The organism is Rhizobium brockwellii, from assembly GCF_000769405.2.
Taxonomy (GTDB): Bacteria; Pseudomonadota; Alphaproteobacteria; order Rhizobiales; family Rhizobiaceae; genus Rhizobium; species Rhizobium brockwellii.
On the sequence record NZ_CP053439.1, the window covers coordinates 4,205,441 to 4,229,408 of the forward strand.

The following is a 23,968-nucleotide window of genomic DNA, read 5'->3' on the forward strand; positions in this document are numbered from 1 at the left end:
CTGTCGCTTAGCGATCAGTAGCTGTCGGCGTTAGCCGATCAGCAACGCATCATCATCCAGCGTCTGGCCGCGCATCTTGCGGAACATCGCGATCAGATCCTCGACCTGCAATGTCTTGCGGCTGTCGCCGGCGACATCGAGCACGATCTCGCCGCCATGCAGCATCACCGTCCGATGGCCATAGTCGAGCGCCTGGCGCATCGAATGCGTCACCATCAGCGTCGTCAGCTTGCGCTCGGAAACGATCTTTTGGGTGAGACCCATGATGAATTCCGCCATGCCGGGGTCGAGCGCCGCCGTATGTTCGTCGAGCAGCAGCACTTCCGAGCCCGCCAGCGTCGCCATGACAAGCGACACCGCCTGCCGCTGGCCGCCGGAAAGCAGGTCCATGCGGTCCTTCATGCGGTTCTCCAGCCCGAGATTGAGCTCGGCGATCCTCTCGCGAAAATGATCGCGCCGTTTTGCGCCAAGCGCCGAAACAAGCCCGCGCCGCTCGCCGCGCCGCGCCGCAAGCGCCAGGTTCTCCTCGATCGACAAGGCACCACAGCTTCCGGTCAGCGGGTCCTGGAAGACACGGGCGACAAGTCCGGCGCGCGCCGCCGTCGTCTTGCGCGTCACGTCGCTATTGCCGATCAGCACCTGCCCTTCGCTTGCCAGCACATCGCCGGCGAGCACGCCGAGCAGCGTCGATTTGCCCGCGCCGTTCGAGCCGATGACGGTGACGAAGGAGCCTTCCTCGATCGTCAGGCTGACGCCCGAAAGCGCCTGCTTCTGCAGCGGCGTACCGCGCCCGAAAACCACCTTGATGTTCTTGAGGTTGATCACGACGCGGCACCTCCGCGCAAACGGGGAAGGATGAGCGCCACGGTCACCAGCACGGCCGTGACGAAATTGAGGTCGGACGCCTGCAGGCCGATGACGTCGCTCGAAAGCGCTAGCTGGATCGCGATGCGGTAGAGGATCGAGCCGAGCACGCATCCAACAAGCGCGATCAGCAGACCGCGGCGCCCGAGCAGCGTCTCGCCGATGATAACGGCAGCGAGACCGACGACGATCGTGCCGACGCCTGAGGTGACGTCGGCAAAACCGTTCGTCTGGGCAAACAGCGCGCCGCCGAGCGCCACCAGCGCATTCGATATCGCCATGCCAAGATAGATCTGCCGGCTGGTATCGACGCCCTGGGCCCGCGCCATCCTTGCATTGGCGCCGGTCGCCCGCATTGCCAGCCCCGCATCACTCTCCAGGAAACGCCAGACCAGAATGAGGGCGATGACGACCAGAACACCGACGAAGAGCGGCCGCACGTAGAAATCGCGAAGGCCATGGCCGAAGAACGGGCTGATCATCGTGTCGGCATTGATGAGGGCGACATTGGGTTTGCCCATCACGCGCAGATTGACGGAAAACAATGCGATCATCGTCAGGATCGAGGCGAGCAGGTTGAGGATCTTGAAGCGCACGTTGAGCAGCGCCGTCACCATGCCGGCGGCGGCACCGGCTGCCATGGCGATCAGAGCCGCAAGCCAGGCATTGATGCCGGCAATGATCAGCACGGCCGTCACCGCCGCGCCAAGTGGAAAGGAGCCATCGACCGTCAGGTCGGGAAAGTCCAGAACACGGAAGGCGAGATAGACCCCAAGGGCGACGAAGGAATAGACCAGTCCGAGTTCGACGGCCCCCCAGAATGCAATTTGGCTCAAGGCTTCCGCCCCTCTTCTGTCCGTTTCCGCTCCGCGCCCTGCGCGAAACATCAGGCTTTTAATACCATCAGCCGCCCCCGTGTGGAACGGGAGCGGCTGCAAACTCGATCAGCGACGGCAGTCGCCTTGTTTATTCGATGACTTTGGTAGCGCGGGAAAGCACGCTCTGCGGCAGCGTGACCCCCATCTTCTCGGCCGCCGCCTTGTTGACGACGAGGTCGCTGCCGGCGGCAGTCTTGACCGCGATGTCGCCCGGGTTCTCGCCCTTCAGCACACGCACGACGATCTCGCCGGTCTGCTTGCCGACATCATAATAGTTGAAGCCGAGGGCGGCGATCGAGCCACGCGAAACCGAATCCGTATCGGCGGTAAAGAGCGGCAGCTTGCTCTCTTCGGCCACCGCGACAGCGCCTTCAAGCGCGGAGATGATCGTATTGTCGGTCGGAATGTAGATCACATCGGCGCGGCCGATGAGCGCACGTGCCGCACCCTGGACCTCGGCCGACTTGGTGGCGGCCGATTCGACTACCTTCAGGCCAGCCTTTTCGGCTTCAGCCTTCAACACGGCGAGCAGCGAAACGGAATTCGCCTCGCCGGAATTGTAGAGATAGCCGATGGTTTTCACATCGGGCAGGATTTCCTTGATCAGCGCGAGGTGCTCGGCGACCGGCGACATATCGGAGAGGCCGGTGACATTGCCGCCGGGCTTGTCCATGTTCTTGACGAGCTGGGCGCCGAGCGGATCGGACACGGCCGTGAAGACGACAGGAATGTCGCGCGTCGAGGAAACGACGGCCTGGGCCGAGGGTGTCGAGATCGGCACGATGACATTGGGCTCGTCACCGGCGAACTGGCGGGCGATCTGGGCTGCCGTCGCCGGATTGCCCTGCGCCGATTCGAACACGAATTTCAGATTCTCGCCTTCCTTGTAGCCGGCGGCCGTCAGCGCATCGAGAACGCCCTTGCGCGCCGCATCCAGCGCCGGATGTTCGACGATCGCCGTCACGGCGACGGTGACATCATCGGCCTTTGCGGGCAGGGAAAGGGCCAAAGTGGCGGCAAGAGCGAGCAAAATCGGGCGCATGGGGATCCTCCTGAATGATTTTGGGGGCACTTTTAGGAAAAGTGCCCCCTGAAATCAATCGCGGAGAATTGTAGCGAGGATCAAACTTGCTGATCAGTCGTCGGCGCCATGATTGGCGATCATCATCGCCTCGAAGGCCAAACGATCGGTCTTGCGCATGCGTTCCGACTCCGATTTTAGCTGGCCGCAGGCGGCAAGAATGTCGCGACCGCGCGGCGTGCGGATCGGCGAGGCATAGCCTGCCGAATTGATGAAATCGGCGAACTTCTCGATCTGCTCCCAGTCCGAACACTGGTAATTGGTGCCGGGCCAGGGATTAAACGGAATGAGGTTGATCTTCGCCGGCACGCCCTTCAGGAGCTTGATCAGCCCCTTGGCGTCTTCCAGGCTGTCGTTGACATCCTTCAGCATCACATATTCGAAGGTGATGCGCCGCGCGTTCGAAAGCCCAGGATAGGACCGGCAGGCCTCGATAAGCTCCTTCAGCGGATACTTCTTGTTGATCGGCACCAGAAGGTCGCGCAGATCGTCGCGCACCGCATGCAGCGAAATCGCCAGCATGACGCCGATTTCCTCGCCGGTGCGGAAGATCTCCGGCACGACGCCGGAGGTGGAAAGCGTAACCCGGCGCCTGGACAGCGACAGGCCGTCACCATCCGTGGCGATCAGCAATGCCTGTTTGACGGCATCGAAGTTATAAAGCGGCTCGCCCATACCCATCATGACGATGTTGCTGACCTTGCGGCCCTCGGCAGGCATGATCGTGCCCTGCGGCGCTTCACGGTCCGGGAAATCCCCAAGCCGGTCGCGGGCAAGCAGCAGCTGCGAAAGAATTTCCTCCGCCGTCAGGTTGCGCACCAGACGCTGTGTCCCGGTATGACAGAAGGAACAGGTGAGCGTGCAGCCGACCTGGCTGGAAAGACAGAGCGTACCGCGGCCCTCTTCCGGAATGTAGACGGCCTCGATCTCGACTGGACGCCCGGCGCCGCGGGCGGGAAAGCGCAGCAGCCATTTGCGCGTGCCGTCGTTGGAGACCTGCTCCTCGACGATCTCGGGACGTTCGATGGTGAAATGCTGCTTCAGCATTTCCCGCATGTCCTTGGCGACATTCGTCATATGGTCGAAGTCGGAGACCCCGCGCACATAGATCCAGTTCCAGAGCTGCGAGACGCGCATCTTGATCTGCTTCTCGGCCACACCCTTTTCCCGGAGTGCCGCCCCCATCTCCTCGCGCGACAGCCCGATCAGGGACGGCTTCTCGACGCCGGAAGCGGCACGAGGCGCCTGAGGCGTGATGACATCAATCGCATCCATGACGGACATAGTCTTTCATCCCGAATTCGAACACGTAACCGCCCCGCAAACCCTGCGAACTTCAGGGCTAAGCCGGAAGACTGGCGGGTGCATGACGGCACATTGGCAGAAATTGAATGGCGGAACGGCGACTGATATCGCGATCTGTCCGCTGTTGCGCGGCCTTTAGCATCATTTTGCCCGCGCGTCACTATAGATGGAAACGACAAGAGCCGGCGCAAGGCCGGCCCTCGAAGCTCTGACAACAAAAAAAGCTTACTTGCAGGTTTCGATCTGCTTCAGCGCAGCCGAGATACCCGAGAGCGAATAGCTGTAGGAGGTGCCGGTGCCCTTGCGCGAAACGGCATTGACCGTCATCGAATGACCGGTCTTCATCGCGGCGACGAGGGCCGGCTCCTGCGCCGCGTTCTCGACCCAGCCGGCCTTGTCCTTGGTGAACATTACGAAGGTCTTGTTGTCGATGACGACGTTGATCTTCGAATTTTCCTTGACCGTGTAGCCCATCATCGCCTGCGGCTCGTAGGAGATGTTCTGGCCCGGACGCTGGGAGACGATGAAGAAATTATCGCCGTGGTCAACGCTTGCCGGCTGCTTTGCCGTCGGAACGGACAGCACGTAGCAGACGGTGCTGCTGCCCGACTTGTAGGAGTAGGCGCCCCATGCCTGGAACTGCTGGATGCGGTTCGGCGCGGCCTGCTGCGCTGTCGCAACTCCGGCCGTAACAAGGGTGAGTGCGAGAGCGGATACGATACTTTTTACAAACATGGATTCCTGCCGGTTCTTGCGATTCAAGGCCCGAAGCGATCATAGCGGGCGCCGCATAATCACGATCTGCTTTATTTTGACTTAATTCAGGTTACCAAATGGTCAACAATAGCTGCGATTTGTATGTGCCTGTGTCATTTCAGCTCGAGTGTCAATTTTCGCCCCTTTGACGGTATCGACCGCGAAACCGTGCCCCAATGGCACTGGTCGTCCGTTCGGCTGAATTTAAGACACAAAGATTCAGGCAAGAGTTTGACCTTTCCCAAATCCGTTGTACCTCAGTAAGACTTGGAAATCCGAGACGAAATTATTGCTGCAGGGGGTTGGTGAGGGGATATGGATGCCGAGGAAAGACAGCGTTTCGCTGCCCTCGCGAAGGCCGTCGCGAACGATCGCGACCAGCAGGCCTTTTCCATCCTGTTCGACTATTTCGCACCCCGCCTGAAGGCCTGGCTGATGCGCCAGAGGATGACATCAGGCGAGGCCGAGGAACTGGTCCAGGAGATCATGATCGTGCTTTGGCACAAGGCAGACCTCTATGATGCCACGCGATCTTCACTTTCGACCTGGCTTTTCCGCATTGCCCGCAACCGCCGCATCGACATGCAACGCCGCGCCAATACCCGCATCTTCGATGAGACCGATCCGGCCCTGCAGCCGCCGGCCGATATCGGCGCGGAAGAAATCATCGCCAATGACGATCGCGACGCTAAGATACGCGCCGCCGTCGGCCAATTGCCGGAGGAACAGCGCGACATGCTGCGCGCCGCCTTCTTCCTCGGTCAATCGCATTCGGAGATCGCCGAATCGACCGGGTTGCCGCTCGGCACGGTGAAGTCACGTATCCGGCTTGCCTTCGGCAAGCTCCGCAAGGTGCTGGAACGCGAAATCGCCTGACGAATGTCGCCCAAAGTGGGCAGCGGTTTTGGAAGGACGAAAGATCGCGACGCGCTTTAGATCGTCTTCATCGCTTCTTCCGGCCGGTCGGCGAGAACGCGGTCGGCCGCTTCGTAGTGGCCCGGCCGGATGTGGCCGCGCACAATGGCGAAGGCGGCCGAGAGCACGGCGATGTCGTCGGAAAAGCCGATGACGGCGAAAATATCCGGGATCATGTCGATCGGCATGACGAAATAGGCGAGTGCGGCAAGCAGCACGCCGCGCACCTTGGTCGGCGTCTGCGGATCGAGCGCGCAATAGAAACCGGCGACGACATCGCGCGAGAAGGGGATCTGCCGCACGGCCCGCCGGAATGTCGGCCAGAATTTCTGCCTGACGGTCTTCTCGCGCCGGCTCTGGGTGTCCTCGTCGCCCGGCAACAGGATTTCCCCGAATTTGACCTCGTCCATCCCTGCATCCCTTTTGTCCATGCGAACATATGGTGACGGCGCCCAGTCTTTCAATCGGCCCCTTTCAATCGGCCCCGCTTTCAAGCAACACGTCGCGCCGCAGCCTTCTCCATGGCTTTGGCGAGCTTGAAATCCAGCTCTGTCAGCCCGCCGGCATCATGCGTGTTCAGCGTCACATCCACCCTGGAATAGACGTTGAACCATTCGGGATGGTGGTTGAGTTTCTCGGCCGCAAGCGCTGCCTGCGTCATGAAGCCGAAAGCCTCGACGAAATTTGCGAACTTGAACGTCTTCGATATCGACGAACCCGCATCGTTGAGCGCCCAGCCCGAAAGCTCGGTCAGTTCAGCCTCAACCGCCGTCCGTTCCAGTCTTTCCATTTTCATGCCATGGTCCTCTTCTCTGTCCGACAGGTTTACCGATGAAACGCATCAGCATCCTTTTCGTTTGCATGGGCAATATATGCCGTTCTCCGCTCGCGGAGGGAATTTTTGGCCATCTTGTCGCCGAGGCGGGCTTGACCGGCGATTTTACGATCGCTTCCGCCGGCACCGGCGGCTGGCACGAAGGCGAGCCGCCCGACCGGCGTTCGATCGCCACCGCGAAAAGCCACGGCATCGATATATCGGGACAGCGCGCCCGCCGCATCCAGCCAAGGGATTTCAGGGATTTCGATCTGATTCTCGCGATGGACCGCGACAACGTGGCGGCGCTCGAAAAGAGCGCGCCGCATGGAACGAATATCCACCTTTTCGGTGATACCGCGCTGGGAACGGGAGAGGATATTCCCGATCCCTATTATGGCGGCCCTGAAGGTTTCGAGCTGGTCTACACCAGGCTCTTGACCGGCTGCAGCAGGCTGCTCGAAACGCTGGGCGCCGAGCGCACCTCGTGCAGCGGGAACACTTCCTCGGTGAGGTAAGGCCCGCCGCCGACCGATTCGCGCGACGACAGCAGCACGAAGCGCGGTGCGGTGAAGGTTGCGGTGTGGAAGTTGCCGCGCCCCGCCAGATATTGCACGACATCGTCGAGCCGCGAGGATTTGAGCCGCGCCAGCGTCACGTGCGGCATGAATTTGCGGGGATCCGGCGGCAGTCCGATGCGCTGGCAGATGCGCTCGATCTCGCCCTGCAGGGCATACATCTCAGGCGATTGCGAGACGCCGGCCCAGACCGAATGCGGTTTCTTCGAGCCGAACGAACCGATGCCTTCCAGCCGGAACTGGAATTCCGGCCGGTCGATCCGGTCGAGGCGTTCAACGATTTCATCGGCCGTGCGGCCGTCGACATCACCGATGAAGCGCAGGGTGATGTGGTAATTCTCCACATCGATCCATCGTGCTCCGGGGAGGCCACCGCGCAGCAATGAAAGACTCATCGCCGCATTGCGCGGAATTTCGAGGGCGGTAAACAGTCTCGGCATCACGAGCACTCCCCGAATCTTTTGCAGGTGCTCACACGGAATCACGCAATCAACAACCGCGCAAGCCCCTATTTCTTCACAGAAGAAATCGTTTCGACGAAATTTGTGACAGCAGGCTCCATCTTTTCGACCATGGCGTCGATCCCTTTCGCATTTGGATGCATGCCGTCGTCAAGCTTCAACCCAGGCTCCAGCGCGACGCCGTCGAGGAAGAAGGCATAGAGTGGAAGCCCATGTTTTTCCGAGAGCTTCTGGTAGATCGGGTTGAATCGTGCGGCATAATCCGCGCCCATGTTCGGCGGCGCTATGATGCCGGCGAGCAGCACGGCAATCCCACGCTCTTTTAGCCGGATAATCATCTGATCGAGATTCTTCGCGCTCTCCTCTGGCGGGATGCCGCGCAACGCATCATTTGCGCCAAGCTCGAGAATGACGCCATCGGTGCCGTCGGGTACCGACCAGTCGATGCGCGCAAGGCCCCCTGTCGTGGTGTCGCCCGAGACCCCGGCATTGGCGATGGCGACGTCGAGGCCCTTCGCCTTCAGGGCCGCCTGCAGCTTTTCAGGAAAGCCGTCGCCGGGCGGTAGCTGATAGCCCGCCATCAAACTGTCCCCAAAACCGACGAGATTGATTGTCCGGGCATTGGCTGCAGTGGCAAGGATCAGCGAGACGGCGATGACGGTGAATTGAAGGGCGGCAACTTTAAATCTCATTCCAGCTTCCCTAGATTGGCGAAGTGCCGTTATGCGGCCATTCGATTACGGACTTATATAGGGCGATTTCTGTTGGCAAAAACCATTATCGAGTTGAAGGGCGCCGATCTGACCCTCGGCAGCGCAGCCGCCTCCGTCCATGTCTTAAAGGGCATCGATCTCGATATCGCGGCCGGTGAATCCGTCGGCATCGTCGGCCCTTCCGGTTCCGGCAAATCGACCCTGCTGATGGTGCTTGCCGGGCTGGAAAAACTCGACAGCGGTGAGATCAACATCAACGATACGCCGCTCCATAGCCTCAGCGAGGACCAGGTCGCCGATTTCCGCGGCCGCAACATCGGCATCGTCTTCCAGTCCTTTCATCTGATCGCCAACATGACGGCCCTGGAAAACGTCGCCGTGCCGCTCGAACTCGCCAATGTTAGCAACGCCTTCGAGATCGCTCATCGCGAGCTGAAATCGGTCGGTCTCGGCGAACGGCTGAACCACTATCCCGGTCAGCTTTCCGGCGGTGAACAGCAGCGCGTGGCGATCGCCAGGGCGCTCGCCCCCTCGCCTGCCCTGCTCATCGCCGACGAGCCGACCGGCAATCTCGACACCGAGACCGGCCGCCAGATCGCCGACCTTCTGTTCTCCAAGCAGGCCGAACGTGGCACGACCCTGCTTCTCGTCACCCATGACGTCTCGCTTGCAAACCGATGCTCGCGCCAGATTCGCGTCCGCTCCGGCCGGATCGAAGGCGACAGCGCCGCCCGCCGCAGCGAAGCGGCGATCGCATGAGGATCATCACGCCACGCGTCTCGCTCGCTTTTCGCCTGGCGCTGCGTGAGCTGCGCGGCGGCATCCGCGGCTTCTACATCTTCCTTGCCTGCATCGCGCTCGGCACCGGCGCGATTGCCGCCGTCAATTCCGTTTCGCAGTCGATCACCGACACGATCGCCTCGCAGGGGCAGGAACTGCTGGCCGGCGACGTCCGCTTCGAACTCAACAACCGCGAAGCCACGCCTGAGGAAATCGGTTTCCTCGAAGGCCTCGGCACCGTTTCGGTGTCAACCGGCCTGCGCTCGATGGCCCGCAAGCCCGACGGTTCCGATCAGGCGCTGGTCGAGGTCAAGGCCGTCGATGACGCCTACCCGCTCTATGGCAAGTTCGTGGCCGAGCCGGACTATTCGCTTGCAGCACTGCTTTCGGGCCAAGGCGGCACCTATGGCGCGGTCGCAGCGCCCCTCCTTCTCGATCGGCTCGGGCTTGCGGTCGGCGACGAATTGCTGCTCGGCAACGTCAAGCTCAGCATCACCGGCACGGTGAAAACCGAGCCGGATGCACTGTCGGAAGGTTTTGGCTTTGCGCCGCGCCTGCTTGTCAGTCGTCAGGCGCTCCAAGCCTCCGGGCTGATCCAGACAGGAAGCCTGGTCGAACATGCCTATAAGATCCGGCTGGACGACAAAAGCGCGATGTCGGGCATCCAGGCGCGCGCCTCGAAGGAATTCCCCTCCGCCGGCTGGGCGATCCGCACCAGCGACCGCGCCGCGCCCTCGCTCACCGAAAACATCACCCGCTTCTCGCAGTTCCTGACGCTGGTCGGCCTCACCGCGCTGATCGTCGGTGGCGTCGGTGTCGCCAATGCGGTGCGCGCCTTCCTCGATTCCAAGCGCACCACCATCGCCACCTTCAAATGTCTCGGCGCCCCGGCGCAGGTCGTCGTTCTGATCTATCTCTTCCAGATCGCCATCATCGCTCTCGGCGGCATCCTGATCGGCCTCGTCATCGGCGCCCTGTCGCCGATGCTTGCCTCGCAGTTCCTGGCGCAATTCCTGCCGGTCTCGACCGCGCCGACCCTCTACCCCGGCGCCCTGCTGCTCGCCACGCTCTTCGGCATCCTGACGACGCTCGCCTTCGCCATCCTGCCGCTCGGCCACGCCCGCGAAGTGCCGGCGACCGCACTTTTCCGCGAGCAGGGCTTCGAGGCCCGCCACCTGCCCTCCTGGCCCTACATCCTGCTTGCCGCCCTGTTCATGGCCGCCCTTGCCGGCCTTGCCATCCTCACCGCCTATGACCGCTTCATCGCCGTCGTCTTCGTCGGCGCGATCGTCTTCGCCTTCGTCGTCTTGCGCCTGGTCGCCGCGCTGATCGCCTGGCTCGCGCGTCGCAGCCCGCGCGTCAATTCGCCGGCGCTGCGGCTTGCGATCGGCAACATCCACCGCCCCGGCGCACTGACACCCTCAGTCGTGCTCTCGCTCGGCCTTGGCCTCGCATTGCTGGTGACCCTGACCCTGATCGACGGGAACCTGCGCCGGCAGCTGACCGGCCGGATGAACGAGGGTGCGCCGAACTTCTTCTTCGTCGATATCCAGAGCGCCGAGGTCGGCGCCTTCCGCGATCTCGTCCAGGGCCAAGCGCCACAGGGCAAGCTCGTCGAAGTGCCGATGCTACGCGGCCGGATCATCGCCTTCAACGGCGAGGACGTCACCAAGATGAACGTGCCGGCTGCCGGCCGCTGGGTGCTGAACGGCGATCGTGGCATCACCTACGCCGAAACCCTGCCGGAGAACGCCGCCCTCACCGAAGGCAAATGGTGGGACAAGGATTACAGCGGCGAGCCGCTCGTCTCCTTCTCCTCGGAAGAGGCACATGAGCTCGGCCTCAAGATCGGCGATAAAGTCACCGTCAACGTGCTCGGCCGCAACATCACGGCGAAGATCGCCAATCTGCGCCGCGTCGAGTGGGAATCGCTGTCGATCAATTTCGTCATGGTCTTCTCGCCGAACACCTTCCGCGGCGCTCCGCATGCGTGGCTCGCGACGCTGACCGATCCCTCTTCGACACCGGCCGAAGATGCGGCGATTCTGAAAACCGTCACCAACACCTATCCGACGATCACCAGTGTGCGCGTCAAGGACGCGATCGATATCGTCAACCAACTGGTCGGGCAGCTTGCAACCGCGATCCGCGCTGCGGCCTCCGTCGCCCTTTTCGCTTCGATCCTCGTCCTTGCCGGGGCGCTTGCCGCCGGAAATCGGGCGCGCACCCACGACGCGGTGGTGCTGAAGACGCTCGGCGCCACCCGCGCCATGCTGATCCGCGCCTTCAGCTACGAATATCTGATCCTCGGGCTTGCGACCGCGATCTTTGCGCTGATCGCCGGCAGCGTCGCCGCCTGGTTCATCGTCGCCCGCATCATGCGCCTGCCCTCGACCTTTCTGCCCGACGTGGCGGGACTGACGCTTGTGACCGCGCTCGTCCTGACCGTCGGCATCGGCCTGATCGGCACCTGGCGCATCCTCGGGCAGAAGGCGGCCCCCGTCTTGCGCGAGCTTTGAGTAGGAAACGGCACTCAAACCCTTCACCTTACGGCGATTTAACCGACCGAGGCTTTGCAAGCCTCTTGTTTGCAAAGGACGAAAGCCTCATATTATCCGCAGGCATGCTGGAGCTCCGCAGCGGCGCCCGGGTCGAAAACCCCGACACCGTATTTCCATCGGAGCTTGTAAGAGGAAACTATGGCTGATCTTCGTAACTATCAAAGCCGCGCTCAGACCGGCGAGATGATTGATCAAGGCCTGCGCGCTTATATGCTCAAGGTCTACAACCTGATGGCGCTGGGTCTGGCGATCACCGGTGTGGCCGCATATCTGTCGTTCCAATTCGCCTTCGCCAATGGCGAGCTGACCGCTTTCGGTCAGGCGATCTATATCAGCCCGCTGAAGTGGGTGGTCATTCTGGCGCCGCTGGCTCTGGTGTTCTTCCTGAGCTTCCGGATCAATACGATGACGGTGGCCGCCGCCCAGACGACCTTTGCGGTCTACGCTGCGCTCGTCGGCCTATCGCTCTCATCGATCTTCCTGATCTACACAGGTCAGAGCGTCGTTCAGACCTTCTTCGTCACCGCCGCCTCCTTTGGCGCGCTGTCGCTTTACGGCTACACGACGAAGCGTAATCTGTCGGCGATGGGTTCGTTCCTGATGATGGGTCTTTTCGGCCTGATCATCGCCTCGATCGTCAACATCTTCCTGGCGTCGTCTGCCGTGCAGTTCGCCATCTCGGTGCTCGGCGTCCTGATCTTCGCAGGCCTCACCGCCTACGATACCCAGCGTATCAAGGAATTGTACCTGGAAGCCGATGACGTCGCCGTCGCCGGTCGCAAGGCGATCATGGGTGCGCTGACGCTCTATCTCGACTTCATCAACCTCTTCATGTTCCTGCTGCAGTTCATGGGCAACCGTAAATAAGCAGGGCAGACTGGGATGGAAAAGGCGGCTTCGGCCGCCTTTTTTGTTGCGCAGGCTTTCGCGGGATGGTTTTACGAAGACATATCCTCCCCAATGGATCCCGCCAACATGTCCTTCCTCCTGCGCGATGCCACGCAAGCCGATATTCCCGCCATTGCCGATATCTATCGCGAATCGGTCCTGAACGGCGTCGCGAGCTATGAGATCGTCCCGCCCTCCGAAGCCGACATGGCACAACGTTTTTCAGCGATCGTCGGCCAGCAATATCCCTATATCGCAGCCATCGGCACGGACGGGGCCTTGTTGGGCTACGCCTACGCCTCGGCCTTCCGCACGCGCCCCGCCTATCGCTGGCTGGTCGAGGATTCGATCTACCTGGCGCCGCAAGCCCGCGGTCGCGGCATCGGCAAGGCGCTGCTTGCCGAACTCATCATCCGCTGCACCACCCTCGGCTTTCGGCAGATGGCCGCCGTCATCGGTGGCGCCAGCCCCGCCTCGATCGCGCTCCATCGCAAGGCTGGCTTCGAGGAGGTCGGCCTGATGAAGGGCACCGGCTACAAGCACGGCCGCTGGCTGGATACGATGTTCATGCAGCGCGCCCTCGGCGAAGGCATGAGCACAGATCCGGACCCATCAGCCTATCCCGGCACGCTGTTTTCCGGCTGATGCGGCTTACTTGTCGACGAGCTTCAGGGCCTTGTCGAACACCTTCAGCACTTGGTTCAGCTCGTGACCGCGCTTCAGGATCGTGCCGTTGACGCTGATCACTGAATAGGCACCCTGCTTGGCGGCGAGCTTCGGGTTTTTCTCGATGCGGAAGAGCGGCATTTCGCCGGAACGCTTGAAAACGGAAAAGACCGCCCTGTCCTTCAGGTGATCGATGGCGTAGTCGCGCCATTCACCATCACCAACCATCCGGCCGTAAATCCAGAGGATCGCGTCCAGTTCGCGCCGGTGGAAGGTCACCGGAAGCGGGTCCTTGCTTTGTCTGTATTCCCTGAGATCGACGACGACTGAGGAACTGTGGTCGACGGAACGGCTTTCGCCGTGTCGCAAATCCGGCTGATCTGTCATCAGTCTCACAAGGCCTCCACATATGACAGGAGAGTGACAGTTTGCCCGAGCTGCCGCAAATTGCAAGAGTGCCGACTGTCACATTCAGCCGCACTACAGCGCCGCGCGTCTCTCGCGCAAGGGCGCTGGGCAGGCCAACGCTTTCTCCGCAGCGCCGCATTTCAGTCAAAACAGCGCCTCATTTGCAGGAGATTTATGAGCTCCAGTTTGGCGCCAACGCGCCAAAGGGCCCGGCGGAGCGTATCGACCTTAACCCCAGCCCCGAATACGCTCGGCCGGGCCGCCCCAGCATTTCATCCGTAACCGGATGAAATTTCAGATATTTTTGCCAGCCATCACCACGGTCGCGCCAAGGATCGCAGCCGGATCGCCGTCTGCGGTCGCCGATTGCAGCAGGATGGCGCAGCCCTCGAGCTGCGGCCGCTGCAGCACGCTGGCGGGCAGCGTCAGACTGGTCGCCTTGCCGTCCCACATGCCGACGGTTTCGACATTGGTGACGCTGTGCAGATAGGAGATCTTCTGGCCGCTGTTCTCGCCCTTTTCGACGTCGATCGTCTTTTCCTTGTCGAAATAGACCATCACGACATTGGCTTTGCCCTGTCCCGCGCCGATCTTGATCTCCAGCTCGTCGCCGCGCATCGCGGCGCTGATCGGAACGGTCAGCCCGTTGCCTTCGCTGCTATAGGTGTCGATCTTGCTGTTGATGCCATTCAGATCGGCGCCGGCCAGATGGTCGCGTCCATTGACGATGGCCTGCGGCGTGTAGACGTTGCTGCGGCCCATCGTCTTGGCATAGCCATACTGCCGCTCGGTGTTTTCCTTGGAGCTCAGCGTATCGGCCCAGCCGAGATAGTTCCAGTAATCGACATGATAGGCGAGCGCGATGACATCACCCTGGTTCACCAACTTACGGAAAGCGGCATCAGCGGGAGGACAGGAGGAGCAGCCCTGCGACGTGAAGAGTTCGACGACACCTTTCGGTGTGCCATCTTCGGCCTGCAACGGGCCTGAGAGAACAACGCCGGCGATCAGCGGAATCAAAAAACGGGGGGACATTCACCTGCACCTCTTTTTCAGCGCCGACGGCATGTTGGAACCGGAGGCCCTGACATATGAACGTACGAATAATCCTTCCGGGTCCAAACGAAAAGTCACGAACGGGTGAGACATAGCTAGACGGGAACTTGCGTAAAACAAATCATCGTGAGCCCCGTTTGAAGACTGTCGCCGCAAAGAAAAACCGCCGGAAACTGCTCTCCGGCGGCCATTATCATGTGAGTGTCTTAAAAATCAGGCAGCGAGGTCGCGCAGAACCGTCTGCAAGATGCCGCCATTGTTGAGGTAGACTACCTCGTCGAGCGTATCGACGCGCGACAGCAGCGGAACCTCCTTCACGGTGCCGTCGCCATAGGTGATCTTGGCGATCTTCTTCTCGCGCGGCTTGATCTTTTCCAGACCTTCGATGGTGACGAGTTCATCGCCCTTGAGGCCGAGGCTCTGCCAGGTCGTGCCCTCTTCGAAGACGAAGGGGATGATGCCCATGCCGACCAGGTTCGAGCGATGGATGCGCTCGAAGGACTGGGCGACCACCGCCTTGACCCCGAGCAGGTTGGTGCCCTTGGCAGCCCAGTCGCGCGAAGAGCCGTTGCCGTATTCGACACCGGCGAAGATGACGAGCGGCACGCCTTCCTGCTTGTACTGCATCGCGGCGTCGTAGATCGAGGTCTCTTCCTTCGACGGGTAATGGATGGTGTAGCCACCTTCCTTGCCGTTCGGGCCGAGCATGTGGTTGCGGATGCGGATATTGGCGAAGGTGCCGCGCATCATTACTTCATGGTTGCCGCGGCGCGTGCCGTACTGGTTGAAGTCGGCAACGGCGACGTCGTGGTCGATGAGGTAGGCGCCGGCCGGCGATGCCGCCTTGATCGAACCGGCCGGCGAGATGTGGTCGGTGGTGATCTTGTCGCCGAACAGGCCGAGAACGCGGGCGCCCTTGATATCGGAGACGCCGGTGCCCTTCTTGCCCATGCCGACGAAGTAGGGCGGGTTCTGAACATAGGTCGAATCGTCGTCCCAGGCATAGGTCTGGCCCGGCGGGACCTGAACGGCCTGCCAGTTGACGTCGCCCTTGAAGACGTCGGCGTACTTGCTTTCGTAAAGCTCGCGGGTCACGTATTTCAGGATGAATTCCTGGACTTCCTTGGAGGTCGGCCAGATGTCCTTGAGATAAACCGGGTTGCCGCTCTGGTCCTCGCCGATCGGCTCCTTGGTCAGATCCGTCTGCACCGTGCCGGCAAGCGCATAAGCGACGACCAGCGGCGGAGATGCGAGGTAGTTCGCCTGCACGTCGGGCGAGATGCGGCCTTCGAAGTTACGGTTGCCGGAAAGAACGCCGGAAACGATAAGGCCCTTGTCGTTGATCGTCTTCGAGATCGGCGCCGGCAGCGGGCCGGAATTGCCGATGCAGGTTGTGCAGCCGAAGCCGACGAGGTTGAAGCCAAGCTTGTCGAGGTCGGCCTGCAGGCCCGACTTGGCGAGATATTCGCCGACGACTTGGCTTCCCGGTGCCAGCGAGGTTTTCACCCACGGCTTCGTCTTCAGGCCCTTGGCAACGGCGTTGCGGGCAAGAAGGCCTGCGGCGATCAGCACTGACGGGTTGGAGGTGTTGGTGCACGACGTGATGGCGGCGATCGCCACGTCGCCGTGGCCGAGATCGAAGTCGGTGCCTTCAACCGCATAGCGGTTGTTCAACTGGCCGGGCTTCTTGTAGTCGGCATCCATGGAGCCGGCAAAACCGGTCGCGATGTTCTCGAGCGAAATGCGGCCTTCCGGGCGCTTCGGGCCGGCCATCGACGGCACGACGTCGTTCAGATCGAGTTCCAGCGTATCGGTGAAGACGAGCTCGGAACCGTCGCCCTCACGCCACATGCCCTGGGCCTTCGAATAGGCTTCGACGAGGGCGATCCGGTCATGCGTGCGGCCGGACATGGTGAGGTAGTTGATGGTTTCGCCGTCGACCGGGAAGAAGCCGCAGGTGGCGCCGTATTCCGGGCCCATGTTGCCGATCGTCGCGCGGTCGGCGAGCGGCATGTTGTCCATGCCGGGGCCGAAGAATTCGACGAACTTCGAAACGACGCCCTTCTTGCGCAGCATCTGCACGACGGTGAGAACGAGGTCGGTCGCAGTGACGCCTTCCTTGAGCTTGCCGGTCAGCTTGAAGCCGATGACTTCGGGCAGCAGCATCGAGACCGGCTGGCCGAGCATCGCAGCTTCCGCTTCGATACCGCCCACACCCCAGCCGAGAACGCCGAGACCGTTGATCATCGTCGTGTGGCTGTCGGTGCCGACGCAAGTATCGGGATAGGCGATCGTCTCGCCGTCCTCTTCCTTGGTCCAGACGGTCTGGCCGAGATATTCGAGATTGACCTGATGACAGATACCGGTGCCGGGAGGCACGACGCGGAAGTTCTTGAAGGCCTGCTGGCCCCACTTCAGGAAACGGTAGCGCTCACCATTGCGCTGGTATTCCAGCTCGACGTTACGGGCGAAAGCCTGCGGCGTGCCGAATTCGTCGACGATGACGGAGTGGTCGATGACGAGATCGACGGGAACGAGCGGGTTGATCTTCTCGGGATCGCCGCCGAGCGACACCATCGCGTCGCGCATCGCGGCAAGATCGACGACGGCGGGAACGCCGGTGAAGTCCTGCATCAGCACGCGCGCCGGGCGATAGGCGATTTCGTTTTCGACCGCACCCTTATTGTTCAGCCATTCGGCGACAGCCAGGATGTGCTCCTTGGTGACCGACTGGCCGTCTTCGAAGCGCAGCAGGTTTTCGAGCAGCACTTTCATCGAATAGGGAAGCTTCGATACGCCGGCCAGACCGTTTGCCTCAGCCTTGGGCAGGCTGTAATAGACATAGTCCTTCCCGTTGACGGAAAGCGTGGAACGACAATTGAAACTGTCAAGAGATTTAGACACGAGAGACCCCGTTTCTGATAGCCAACACAGTCGTGCGAACGCCTATGCACTTAATGCACATCAGGATGCGGGTACGGCCATTTCCGCTGTCCGCACGTGGAACAGACGCTCCAAGTTCGGCGCAAGGATGAAATTCACGCCGACCGCTGGCGTGGTTGCAGGTCTTATAGATAATTTCCTAAAAACTTGCCATACCCGAGCACGGTCAAATTCGGACATTTTTTGACCCCGCCGCGAGCCGAAACCAAGAAAGAGCCGACGCATGCATCTCACCGCCGAAAATCTGGCTGCAAGGCGCGGTGAGGATCTCATTTTCGTTAGCATTTCCTTTCACTTGGCAGCCGGCGATGCGCTTGTGCTCACGGGAAGAAATGGATCGGGAAAGTCCACTTTGTTGCGTGTGGCCGCCGGCCTGCTGAGACCGGAAAAAGGCACTGTCATCTTCCACGGCGAGGAGTGCCCGGAAGGCAGGCAGCCCGGCGAAGTCAGCCACTACCTCGGCCATAGAAATGCGATGAAGAGTGAACTTACGGTTGCAGAAAACCTCGATTTCTGGCGCACCTTTCTCGGCAATATCGGAAGCGGTGCCGGTCTCTCCATCGAGGACGCCGCCGACGCCGTTGGCCTTTCGGAAATCACCCACCTTCCCTTCGGTTATCTCTCCGCCGGCCAGCAGCGCCGGATAGCCTTCGCCAAACTGCTCGTCGCCCACCGCCCCGTCTGGATCCTCGACGAGCCGACCGCGGCACTCGATGCCAACGCCGACGGGCTGCTTGCCGATTTGATCACTGGGTATCTGGCAAAGGGCGGCATCGTGCTGGCGGCGACGCATCAGCCTCTGGGGCTGAAGAATGCGCAGGAATTGAAGATGACGGGCTTTGCCGGTTTGGACGCGGGGGTGTGGGGGTGATGTATCTCCGTATGGCTACCCCCCTCTGCCCTGCCGGGCATCTCCCCCACAAGGGGGGAGATCACAAGCCGCTCAGCTTTCCCGCCTCGCAACCGGATTGCCGACTTGGATGGCCGATTGTTTGGGGAAGCGAGAGCATCCAGCCGATCTCCCCCCTTGTGGGGGAGATGCCCGGCAGGGCAGAGGGGGGTGCCCCGTCCACCGCACATGCAGAGAGCTGCCCCGCATGACCGCCCTCTTCCTCCGCGACCTGAAGCTCTCGATCCGTGCCGGCGGCGGTGCGCTGATCGGCGTGCTGTTCTTCCTGACCATCGTCGCCGTCATTCCCTTCGGCGTTGGTCCCGATCTCAAGCTGCTGTCGCGCATCGGCCCCGCCATCGTCTGGATCGGGGCGCTGCTTGCCGCCCTTCTCGGCCTCGACCGCCTGTTCCAGGCGGAGCGCGATGACGGATCGCTCGACCTGATGCTGATGCAGGAAACGCCGCTTGTCCTCACCGTGCTGGTCAAATGCCTTGCCCATTGGACGGCCACCAGCCTGCCGCTGGTCATCGCCTCGCCGTTGCTCGGCCTCTTCATGAACATGGACGAGACGGCGATCGGCGCGACCATGCTGACGCTGCTGATCGGCTCGCCCGCCATCACCTTCATCGGCGCCGTGGGTGCTGCCGTTGCCGTGGCGCTGCCCCGCGGTGGCCTGCTGGTCTCGATCCTCGTGCTGCCGCTGACCATTCCGGTGCTGATCTTCGGTGTCAGCGCCACCTATGCCGCAGTCGAGGATCCCGCCCCGTTCCTGCCACCCTTTCTGATCCTCATTGCGCTGACACTCTTCTTCGCGGTCATCGGCCCGGCAGCTGCCGCTCTGGCGCTGCGAAACACGACGGATTGATGGGTCATTCGATTGCAGGAAAAACCGGATCAAGGTATGGAAGCGACATGAGCGAAACGAGCCTTGCCATCAGCAAATTCAGCGATCTCGCCAACCCGACGCGATTTCTGGCGCTGGCGGCGCGCGCCATTCCGTGGCTGGCCGGCATCACCGCTCTCTGTTTCGCGGTCGGTCTCTATCTGAGCTTCGCCACCGAAGGCGACTACCAGCAGGGCGAGACCGTGCGCATCATGTATGTGCATGTGCCCTCGGCCTGGCTTTCGATGATGTGCTATACGATCATGAGCCTCTCGGCGATCGGTACGCTGGTCTGGCGCCACCCGCTGGCCGATGTCTCCGCCAAGGCCGCAGCGCCGCTCGGTGCCGCCTTTACCCTGCTTGCCCTCGTCACCGGTTCGCTCTGGGGCAAGCCGATGTGGGGCACCTGGTGGGTCTGGGATGCACGGCTGACCTCCGTCTTCGTTCTCTTCCTGATGTATCTCGGGCTGATTGCGCTCGGTCGCGCCATCGACGATCCGTCGAAGGCCGCGCGCGTCAGCGCCGTGCTCATCCTCGTCGGCTTCGTCAACATCCCGATCATCAAATTCTCGGTCGAGTGGTGGAACACGCTGCACCAATCGGCAAGTGTACTGCGCCTCGACGGCCCGGCGATCGATCCGGAATTCCTGCGGCCGCTATTCGTCATGGCGATCGCCTTCACCCTGCTCTTCTTCACGCTGCACATCATGGCGATGAGGAACGAGATCTGGCGCCGCCGCATTGCCGCCCAGCGCCGTCTTGCCGCCCGCATGGCGAGCCGGGAGGAATAGCCGTGACGCATGCCTTCTACGTCTACGCTTCCTATGGCTTTGCAGCCCTGGTGACGATCGCCGTCACCGCCTGGACCTGGGCCGACGGCCGCGCCCGCCGCAGGGAACTTGCAGCCCTTGAGGCTGCCGGCATCCGCCGCCGTTCGGCGCGCCCCAAGGACAGCGTGGGAGATGGCGAATGAACGACACGCCGGAAAACACCGCCGCCAAGCCGCGCGGGCTGAGCCGCTACGCATTGGCGCTGCTGCCGCTCATCGTCTTCGGCGGCATTGCAGCCACGGCCGCAAAGATGCTCTACGACCAGGATTTCCATGGCAAGAACATCGCCGAAATTCCCTCCGCCCTGATCGGCACCAAGGCGCCGGCGCTGAACCTGCCGCCGCTCGACGGCGCCAACCTGCCGGCGCTGACTGATGCGGCAATCAAGGGCAAGCTGACCCTCGTCAACGTCTTTGCCTCATGGTGCCTCCCCTGCCGGGACGAACATCCGGTATTGAAAGAACTGGCAAAAGACGGACGCCTGAACATCGTCGCCATCAATTACAAGGACCAGAGCGACAACGCCCTGCGTTTCCTCGGCGAACTCGGCAACCCTTTTCGGGCGATCGGCATCGATCCGAACGGCAAGGCAGCGATCGACTGGGGTGTCTACGGCATTCCGGAAAGCTATCTGGTCGGGCCTGACGGCACGATCCTCTACAAGCGCGTCGGCCCCTTCGACGATATCAGCCTGAAGGAAGGGCTTTTTCCAGCGATGGAAAAGGCGCTCGGCAAGCCGGCTTCGTAGTTTCGTCTCCGGAAAAGCCTTAAAGCCCGCTCTGCCAGACCTTGATCGCCTCCACCGGCCAGATCAGCATGACAACGTTGAGCGTCAGGTTGTCGCGGATCACGTAGCCAGTGAAAATCTCGAAGAAGATGGCGATCGCAACCGTGAGCGCCACCGGCGCGCGCCGCGCGAAGAAGAAGCCGACGCACATGAAGACGGTGTCCATCGCCGAATTCAGGATGCTGTCGCCGTAATAATCGAGCGCGATCGTTGCCGTGCGGTAGCGGTCGATGATGAGCGGCGAATTCTCGAGCAGCTCCCAGCCGGATTCGATGACGAGCGCCAGCAGCAGCCTTGCCCCCAACGGCTTGCCGCGCAGGATGAGATGCGCGAGCCCGTAAAACAGGAAGCCGTGGATGATGTGTGACGGCGTATACCAATCCGACAAATGCTGCGAATTGCCGCTGGTATTGACCCCACCCTCCCACAGCTTGACATAACCGCAGGCGCAGATCGGCACGCGGCCCATCATATATTCGGCGGCAATCTGAATGATCAGAACCGCAAGGCAGGCGACAAACCAGAAATACTGGTGTCTTACGCGGTATTCGGCCTCTGCAGCGCTCACTTCTCGCCATCCGTTTCCAGGTTGATGCTATGCTTCAGCACCAGCGGCATCTGCGCCAGCGTGAAGATGATGGTGATCGGCATCGTGCCCCAGACCTTGAAGGCGACCCAGGTACCGTCGGAAAAGTTGCGCCAGACGACTTCGTTCAGCACGGCAAGGAAGAGAAAGAAGATGCCCCAGCGAATGGTGAGCTTGCGCCAGCCCTCGGCATCGAGCTGGAAGGCGGCGTTGAAGACGTAGCCGAGCAGTGACTTGCCGAAAGCCAGTCCGCCGAGCAGCGCCACCCCGAAGAGCGCGTTGACGATGGTCGGCTTCATCTTGATGAAGGTTTCGTTCTGCAGCCAGATCGACAGCGAGCCGAAGATGACGACCACGATGCCGGATACAAAAGGCATGATCGGCAGATGGCCGAGCACGATCTTCGAAACGATCAGCGAGATGATCGTCGCCGCCATGAAGAGGCCGGTCGCGACGAACAGCGGTCCGCCCAATTCGGAAAGAGCGGGAAACGTCTCCACCAGCCACTGGCCACGCAGATTGGCGAAGAAGAAGATCATCAGCGGCCCGAGTTCCAGCGCCAGTTTCAGCAGCGGATGATGCCGGTCGGCAGCAGACGGGGTGATATCGCTTTCGGTGCTCATGCGTTCTTCAAACCTGTTTTCCTGGAAACCTGTCGCGGCCTTGGCCTGCAGGCTTTTGGCGGCATATCTGTGGCATCATTGCCCAAGTCCGGCAATGGCGTGGGCAAAATCCTCGGCCTCGAACGGCTCCAGATCCTCGACGCCCTCGCCGACGCCGATGAAATAGACTGGCAGCTTATGCTTGGCGGAGATGGCGACGAGGATGCCGCCGCGCGCCGTGCCGTCGAGCTTGGTCATGATCAACCCGTTGACGCCGGCGACGTTGCGAAAGATCTCGACCTGGCTGAGCGCGTTCTGCCCGGTCGTGGCATCGAGCGTCTGCAGCACAGTATGCGGCGCATCGGGATCGAGTTTGCCGAGCACGCGCACGATCTTCTCGAGCTCGGCCATCAGCTCTGCCTTGTTCTGCAGGCGGCCGGCGGTATCGACGATCAGCACGTCGCATTTTTTCGCCTTCGCCTGTTCGAAGGCATCATAGGCAAGGCCGGCGGCATCGGCGCCGAGTTTGGTGCCGATGAATTCGGAATTCGTCCGGTCGGCCCAGATTTTCAGCTGCTCGATCGCCGCCGCACGGAAAGTATCGCCGGCGGCCAGCATCACCTTTAGCCCGGCGCCGGAAAGCTTCGCCGCAAGCTTGCCGATCGTCGTGGTCTTGCCCGTGCCGTTGACGCCGACGACGAGGATGACATGCGGCTTGTGCGAGAGGTCGAGCTGCAGCGGCCTGGCGACCGGCTTCAGGACCTTGGCGATTTCGGATGCCATGATCCGGCTGACATCCTCGCCGGTGACATCCTTGCCATAGCGCTCGGAAGAAAGCGTGTCGGTGACGCGCATGGCGGTCTCGACGCCGAGATCGGCCTGGATCAGCAGGTCCTCAAGGTCCTGCAGCGTCTCGTCATCGAGCTTGCGCTTGGTGAAGAGCGCGGCGATCTGGCCGGTCAGCTGCGAGGAGGTGCGCGCAAGACCGTTGCGCAGGCGCTGGAACCAACTGAGTTTTGGCTGCAGGACAACGGGCTCCGGCTCGACGACCTTCGGGCCGGTGGCAAAGCCTCTGGGGAGGATGGGGGAGCCGGTCTCCGGTTCTGCCACGGTCGTTTCGGAGGGCTCGGCGGGTGCGATACCCCCCTCTGCCCTGCCGGGCATCTCCCCCGCAGGTGGGGAGATTGGCTGGTAGGGCGAATCCAGCCCTGCATCATCCTCAGTCGGAATCTCTTCCGGCTCGGTTGGAACCTCTTCCGGAAGCTTTTCGACGATCTCTTCGAGGTCAGCCGGCTGTTCTAGCGCTCCGGTCTCCACAGGATCTGCCGCCTCGTGCGGGAGATGTTTCAGAGGGACAGAAGCGGGTATTTCCGTAACGGTTTCGGCGACCGTCTGGCTTTCAGCCTCCGCCTCCGCTGCTGCCTCGGCTTCCAGCAATGAGAGCGGCACAACACCCATGTCGCTCAGCTGGTCGGCGGCGGGCAGGATTGCGGATTCGACATCATCTTCGGAAACAGTTGCTTCGACCCCGCCCTCGTCAATATCGGCTGCGGGCCCGCCGGCAGTATCCATTTCCTCGGCCAGCACCGGATCGTCAGCAACCGGCAGATCTTCGTCGCGCGAACGCGGCTCCAGCTCCCTTTCCACGGCCGCAGGCACAGGTTCTTCAGCCGGCTTGCCGAAGGTAAAGACCTTTTTGATGAAACTGAGCGCCATGGGGA

The 23,968-nt window shown here is 61.6% G+C and carries 26 protein-coding genes; 11 read left to right on the forward strand and 15 right to left on the reverse strand.

Annotation, left to right across the window (positions count from 1 at the left end; all coding sequences use genetic code 11):
* Positions 1-30: 30 nt before the first annotated feature.
* From RLCC275e_RS20635 to RLCC275e_RS20655, 5 genes are all read right to left on the reverse strand, one after another.
* Positions 31-825: an ABC transporter ATP-binding protein gene (locus RLCC275e_RS20635; protein ID WP_105007624.1), complete on the reverse strand. Its 795-nt coding sequence runs from the start codon at positions 823-825 to the stop codon at positions 31-33.
* Complete coding sequence (locus tag RLCC275e_RS20640) at positions 822-1,700, reverse strand: ABC transporter permease (RefSeq protein WP_033181874.1); 879 nt, start codon at positions 1,698-1,700, stop codon at positions 822-824. The genes RLCC275e_RS20635 and RLCC275e_RS20640 overlap by 4 nt, the downstream gene beginning before the upstream one ends.
* Positions 1,701-1,830: 130 nt before the next feature.
* Positions 1,831-2,784, reverse strand: coding sequence for an ABC transporter substrate-binding protein (locus RLCC275e_RS20645; RefSeq protein ID WP_033181875.1), 954 nt, complete (start codon positions 2,782-2,784; stop codon positions 1,831-1,833).
* Between the two features lie 93 nt (positions 2,785-2,877).
* Positions 2,878-4,107: a dual-specificity RNA methyltransferase RlmN gene (rlmN, locus tag RLCC275e_RS20650; RefSeq protein ID WP_033181876.1), complete on the reverse strand. Its 1,230-nt coding sequence runs from the start codon at positions 4,105-4,107 to the stop codon at positions 2,878-2,880.
* Positions 4,108-4,353: 246 nt separating this feature from the next.
* Entirely contained in the window at positions 4,354-4,863 is a 510-nt protein-coding gene (locus tag RLCC275e_RS20655) for an invasion associated locus B family protein (RefSeq protein WP_033181877.1), read from the reverse strand.
* 336 nt (positions 4,864-5,199) lie between these two features.
* Between RLCC275e_RS20655 and RLCC275e_RS20660 the strand changes: the two genes are divergently transcribed.
* Positions 5,200-5,760 (forward strand): sigma-70 family RNA polymerase sigma factor, encoded by a 561-nt coding sequence (locus tag RLCC275e_RS20660; RefSeq protein ID WP_029870908.1) that lies wholly within the window; start codon positions 5,200-5,202, stop codon positions 5,758-5,760.
* 56 nt (positions 5,761-5,816) lie between these two features.
* Here the strand turns inward: RLCC275e_RS20660 and RLCC275e_RS20665 are convergent, their stop codons facing one another.
* Positions 5,817-6,209, reverse strand: a complete 393-nt coding sequence (locus RLCC275e_RS20665) for a YkvA family protein (RefSeq protein WP_033181878.1) — start codon at positions 6,207-6,209, stop codon at positions 5,817-5,819.
* Between the two features lie 80 nt (positions 6,210-6,289).
* Positions 6,290-6,595 (reverse strand): 4a-hydroxytetrahydrobiopterin dehydratase, encoded by a 306-nt coding sequence (locus RLCC275e_RS20670; RefSeq protein WP_018497649.1) that lies wholly within the window; start codon positions 6,593-6,595, stop codon positions 6,290-6,292.
* A 35-nt stretch (positions 6,596-6,630) separates the two neighbouring features.
* On the opposite strand from RLCC275e_RS20670, the gene RLCC275e_RS20675 reads away from it, so the two are divergent.
* Positions 6,631-7,131 carry a low molecular weight protein-tyrosine-phosphatase gene (locus tag RLCC275e_RS20675; protein ID WP_082229780.1) on the forward strand — a complete coding sequence of 167 codons (501 nt, stop codon included), beginning with the start codon at positions 6,631-6,633 and terminating at the stop codon, positions 7,129-7,131.
* Here RLCC275e_RS20675 and thpR read toward each other — a convergent pair.
* Together thpR and RLCC275e_RS20685 are read right to left on the reverse strand one after the other, a co-directional pair.
* A complete protein-coding gene (gene thpR, locus RLCC275e_RS20680) occupies positions 7,038-7,631 on the reverse strand; it encodes an RNA 2',3'-cyclic phosphodiesterase (protein WP_026236728.1) in 594 nt (197 codons plus the stop codon). The two genes, RLCC275e_RS20675 and thpR, sit on opposite strands and share 94 nt — an antisense overlap.
* Before the next feature lie 68 nt (positions 7,632-7,699).
* Positions 7,700-8,344, reverse strand: a complete 645-nt coding sequence (locus tag RLCC275e_RS20685; protein ID WP_033181880.1) for an arylesterase — start codon at positions 8,342-8,344, stop codon at positions 7,700-7,702.
* Positions 8,345-8,416: 72 nt separating this feature from the next.
* Here RLCC275e_RS20685 and RLCC275e_RS20690 point away from each other — a divergent pair, with 72 nt between their 5' ends.
* The 4 genes from RLCC275e_RS20690 (at position 8,417) to RLCC275e_RS20705 (ending at position 13,239) form a co-directional block, all read left to right on the forward strand.
* Complete coding sequence (locus tag RLCC275e_RS20690; protein WP_033181881.1) at positions 8,417-9,124, forward strand: ABC transporter ATP-binding protein; 708 nt, start codon at positions 8,417-8,419, stop codon at positions 9,122-9,124.
* A complete protein-coding gene (locus tag RLCC275e_RS20695) occupies positions 9,121-11,664 on the forward strand; it encodes an ABC transporter permease (protein WP_033181882.1) in 2,544 nt (847 codons plus the stop codon). Before RLCC275e_RS20690 ends, RLCC275e_RS20695 begins: the two co-directional genes overlap by 4 nt.
* 180 nt (positions 11,665-11,844) lie before the next feature.
* The gene (locus RLCC275e_RS20700; protein WP_033181883.1) at positions 11,845-12,573 is read left to right on the forward strand and encodes a Bax inhibitor-1/YccA family protein; all 729 of its coding nucleotides are present in this window, start codon (positions 11,845-11,847) and stop codon (positions 12,571-12,573) included.
* Positions 12,574-12,681: 108 nt separating this feature from the next.
* Positions 12,682-13,239 (forward strand): GNAT family N-acetyltransferase, encoded by a 558-nt coding sequence (locus tag RLCC275e_RS20705; protein WP_033182118.1) that lies wholly within the window; start codon positions 12,682-12,684, stop codon positions 13,237-13,239.
* 6 nt (positions 13,240-13,245) lie between these two features.
* On the opposite strand, the gene RLCC275e_RS20710 is transcribed toward RLCC275e_RS20705, so the two are convergent.
* The 3 genes from RLCC275e_RS20710 to acnA all read right to left on the reverse strand — a co-directional run bounded on the left by RLCC275e_RS20710 (position 13,246) and on the right by acnA (position 17,628).
* Positions 13,246-13,647 carry a DUF2794 domain-containing protein gene (locus RLCC275e_RS20710; RefSeq protein ID WP_026238963.1) on the reverse strand — a complete coding sequence of 134 codons (402 nt, stop codon included), beginning with the start codon at positions 13,645-13,647 and terminating at the stop codon, positions 13,246-13,248.
* A gap of 315 nt (positions 13,648-13,962) precedes the next feature.
* Positions 13,963-14,703 (reverse strand): DUF1223 domain-containing protein, encoded by a 741-nt coding sequence (locus tag RLCC275e_RS20715; RefSeq protein WP_003543652.1) that lies wholly within the window; start codon positions 14,701-14,703, stop codon positions 13,963-13,965.
* A gap of 234 nt (positions 14,704-14,937) precedes the next feature.
* Positions 14,938-17,628 (reverse strand): aconitate hydratase AcnA, encoded by a 2,691-nt coding sequence (gene acnA, locus RLCC275e_RS20720; protein WP_033181884.1) that lies wholly within the window; start codon positions 17,626-17,628, stop codon positions 14,938-14,940.
* Between the two features lie 262 nt (positions 17,629-17,890).
* On the opposite strand from acnA, the gene ccmA reads away from it, so the two are divergent.
* The 5 genes from ccmA (at position 17,891) to RLCC275e_RS20745 (ending at position 21,020) form a co-directional block, all read left to right on the forward strand.
* Positions 17,891-18,538, forward strand: coding sequence for a heme ABC exporter ATP-binding protein CcmA (ccmA, locus tag RLCC275e_RS20725; RefSeq protein ID WP_033181885.1), 648 nt, complete (start codon positions 17,891-17,893; stop codon positions 18,536-18,538).
* A 226-nt stretch (positions 18,539-18,764) separates the two neighbouring features.
* On the forward strand, positions 18,765-19,424 hold the full coding sequence (ccmB, locus tag RLCC275e_RS20730) for a heme exporter protein CcmB (RefSeq protein WP_033181886.1): 660 nt from the start codon (positions 18,765-18,767) through the stop codon (positions 19,422-19,424).
* 47 nt (positions 19,425-19,471) lie between these two features.
* Positions 19,472-20,233, forward strand: coding sequence for a heme ABC transporter permease (locus RLCC275e_RS20735; RefSeq protein WP_017989729.1), 762 nt, complete (start codon positions 19,472-19,474; stop codon positions 20,231-20,233).
* Positions 20,234-20,235: 2 nt separating this feature from the next.
* Positions 20,236-20,415, forward strand: a complete 180-nt coding sequence (gene ccmD, locus RLCC275e_RS20740; RefSeq protein ID WP_012759361.1) for a heme exporter protein CcmD — start codon at positions 20,236-20,238, stop codon at positions 20,413-20,415.
* On the forward strand, positions 20,412-21,020 hold the full coding sequence (locus RLCC275e_RS20745) for a DsbE family thiol:disulfide interchange protein (protein ID WP_033181887.1): 609 nt from the start codon (positions 20,412-20,414) through the stop codon (positions 21,018-21,020). The genes ccmD and RLCC275e_RS20745 overlap by 4 nt, the downstream gene beginning before the upstream one ends.
* Before the next feature lie 19 nt (positions 21,021-21,039).
* Here RLCC275e_RS20745 and RLCC275e_RS20750 read toward each other — a convergent pair whose 3' ends face one another.
* The 3 genes from RLCC275e_RS20750 to ftsY form a co-directional block, all read right to left on the reverse strand.
* Positions 21,040-21,627, reverse strand: a complete 588-nt coding sequence (locus RLCC275e_RS20750; RefSeq protein WP_033181888.1) for a DUF2585 domain-containing protein — start codon at positions 21,625-21,627, stop codon at positions 21,040-21,042.
* Positions 21,624-22,268 carry a septation protein A gene (locus RLCC275e_RS20755; protein WP_033181889.1) on the reverse strand — a complete coding sequence of 215 codons (645 nt, stop codon included), beginning with the start codon at positions 22,266-22,268 and terminating at the stop codon, positions 21,624-21,626. The genes RLCC275e_RS20750 and RLCC275e_RS20755 overlap by 4 nt, the downstream gene beginning before the upstream one ends.
* Positions 22,269-22,343: 75 nt before the next feature.
* Entirely contained in the window at positions 22,344-23,963 is a 1,620-nt protein-coding gene (gene ftsY / locus RLCC275e_RS20760) for a signal recognition particle-docking protein FtsY (protein ID WP_033181890.1), read from the reverse strand.
* Positions 23,964-23,968 lie beyond the last annotated feature (5 nt).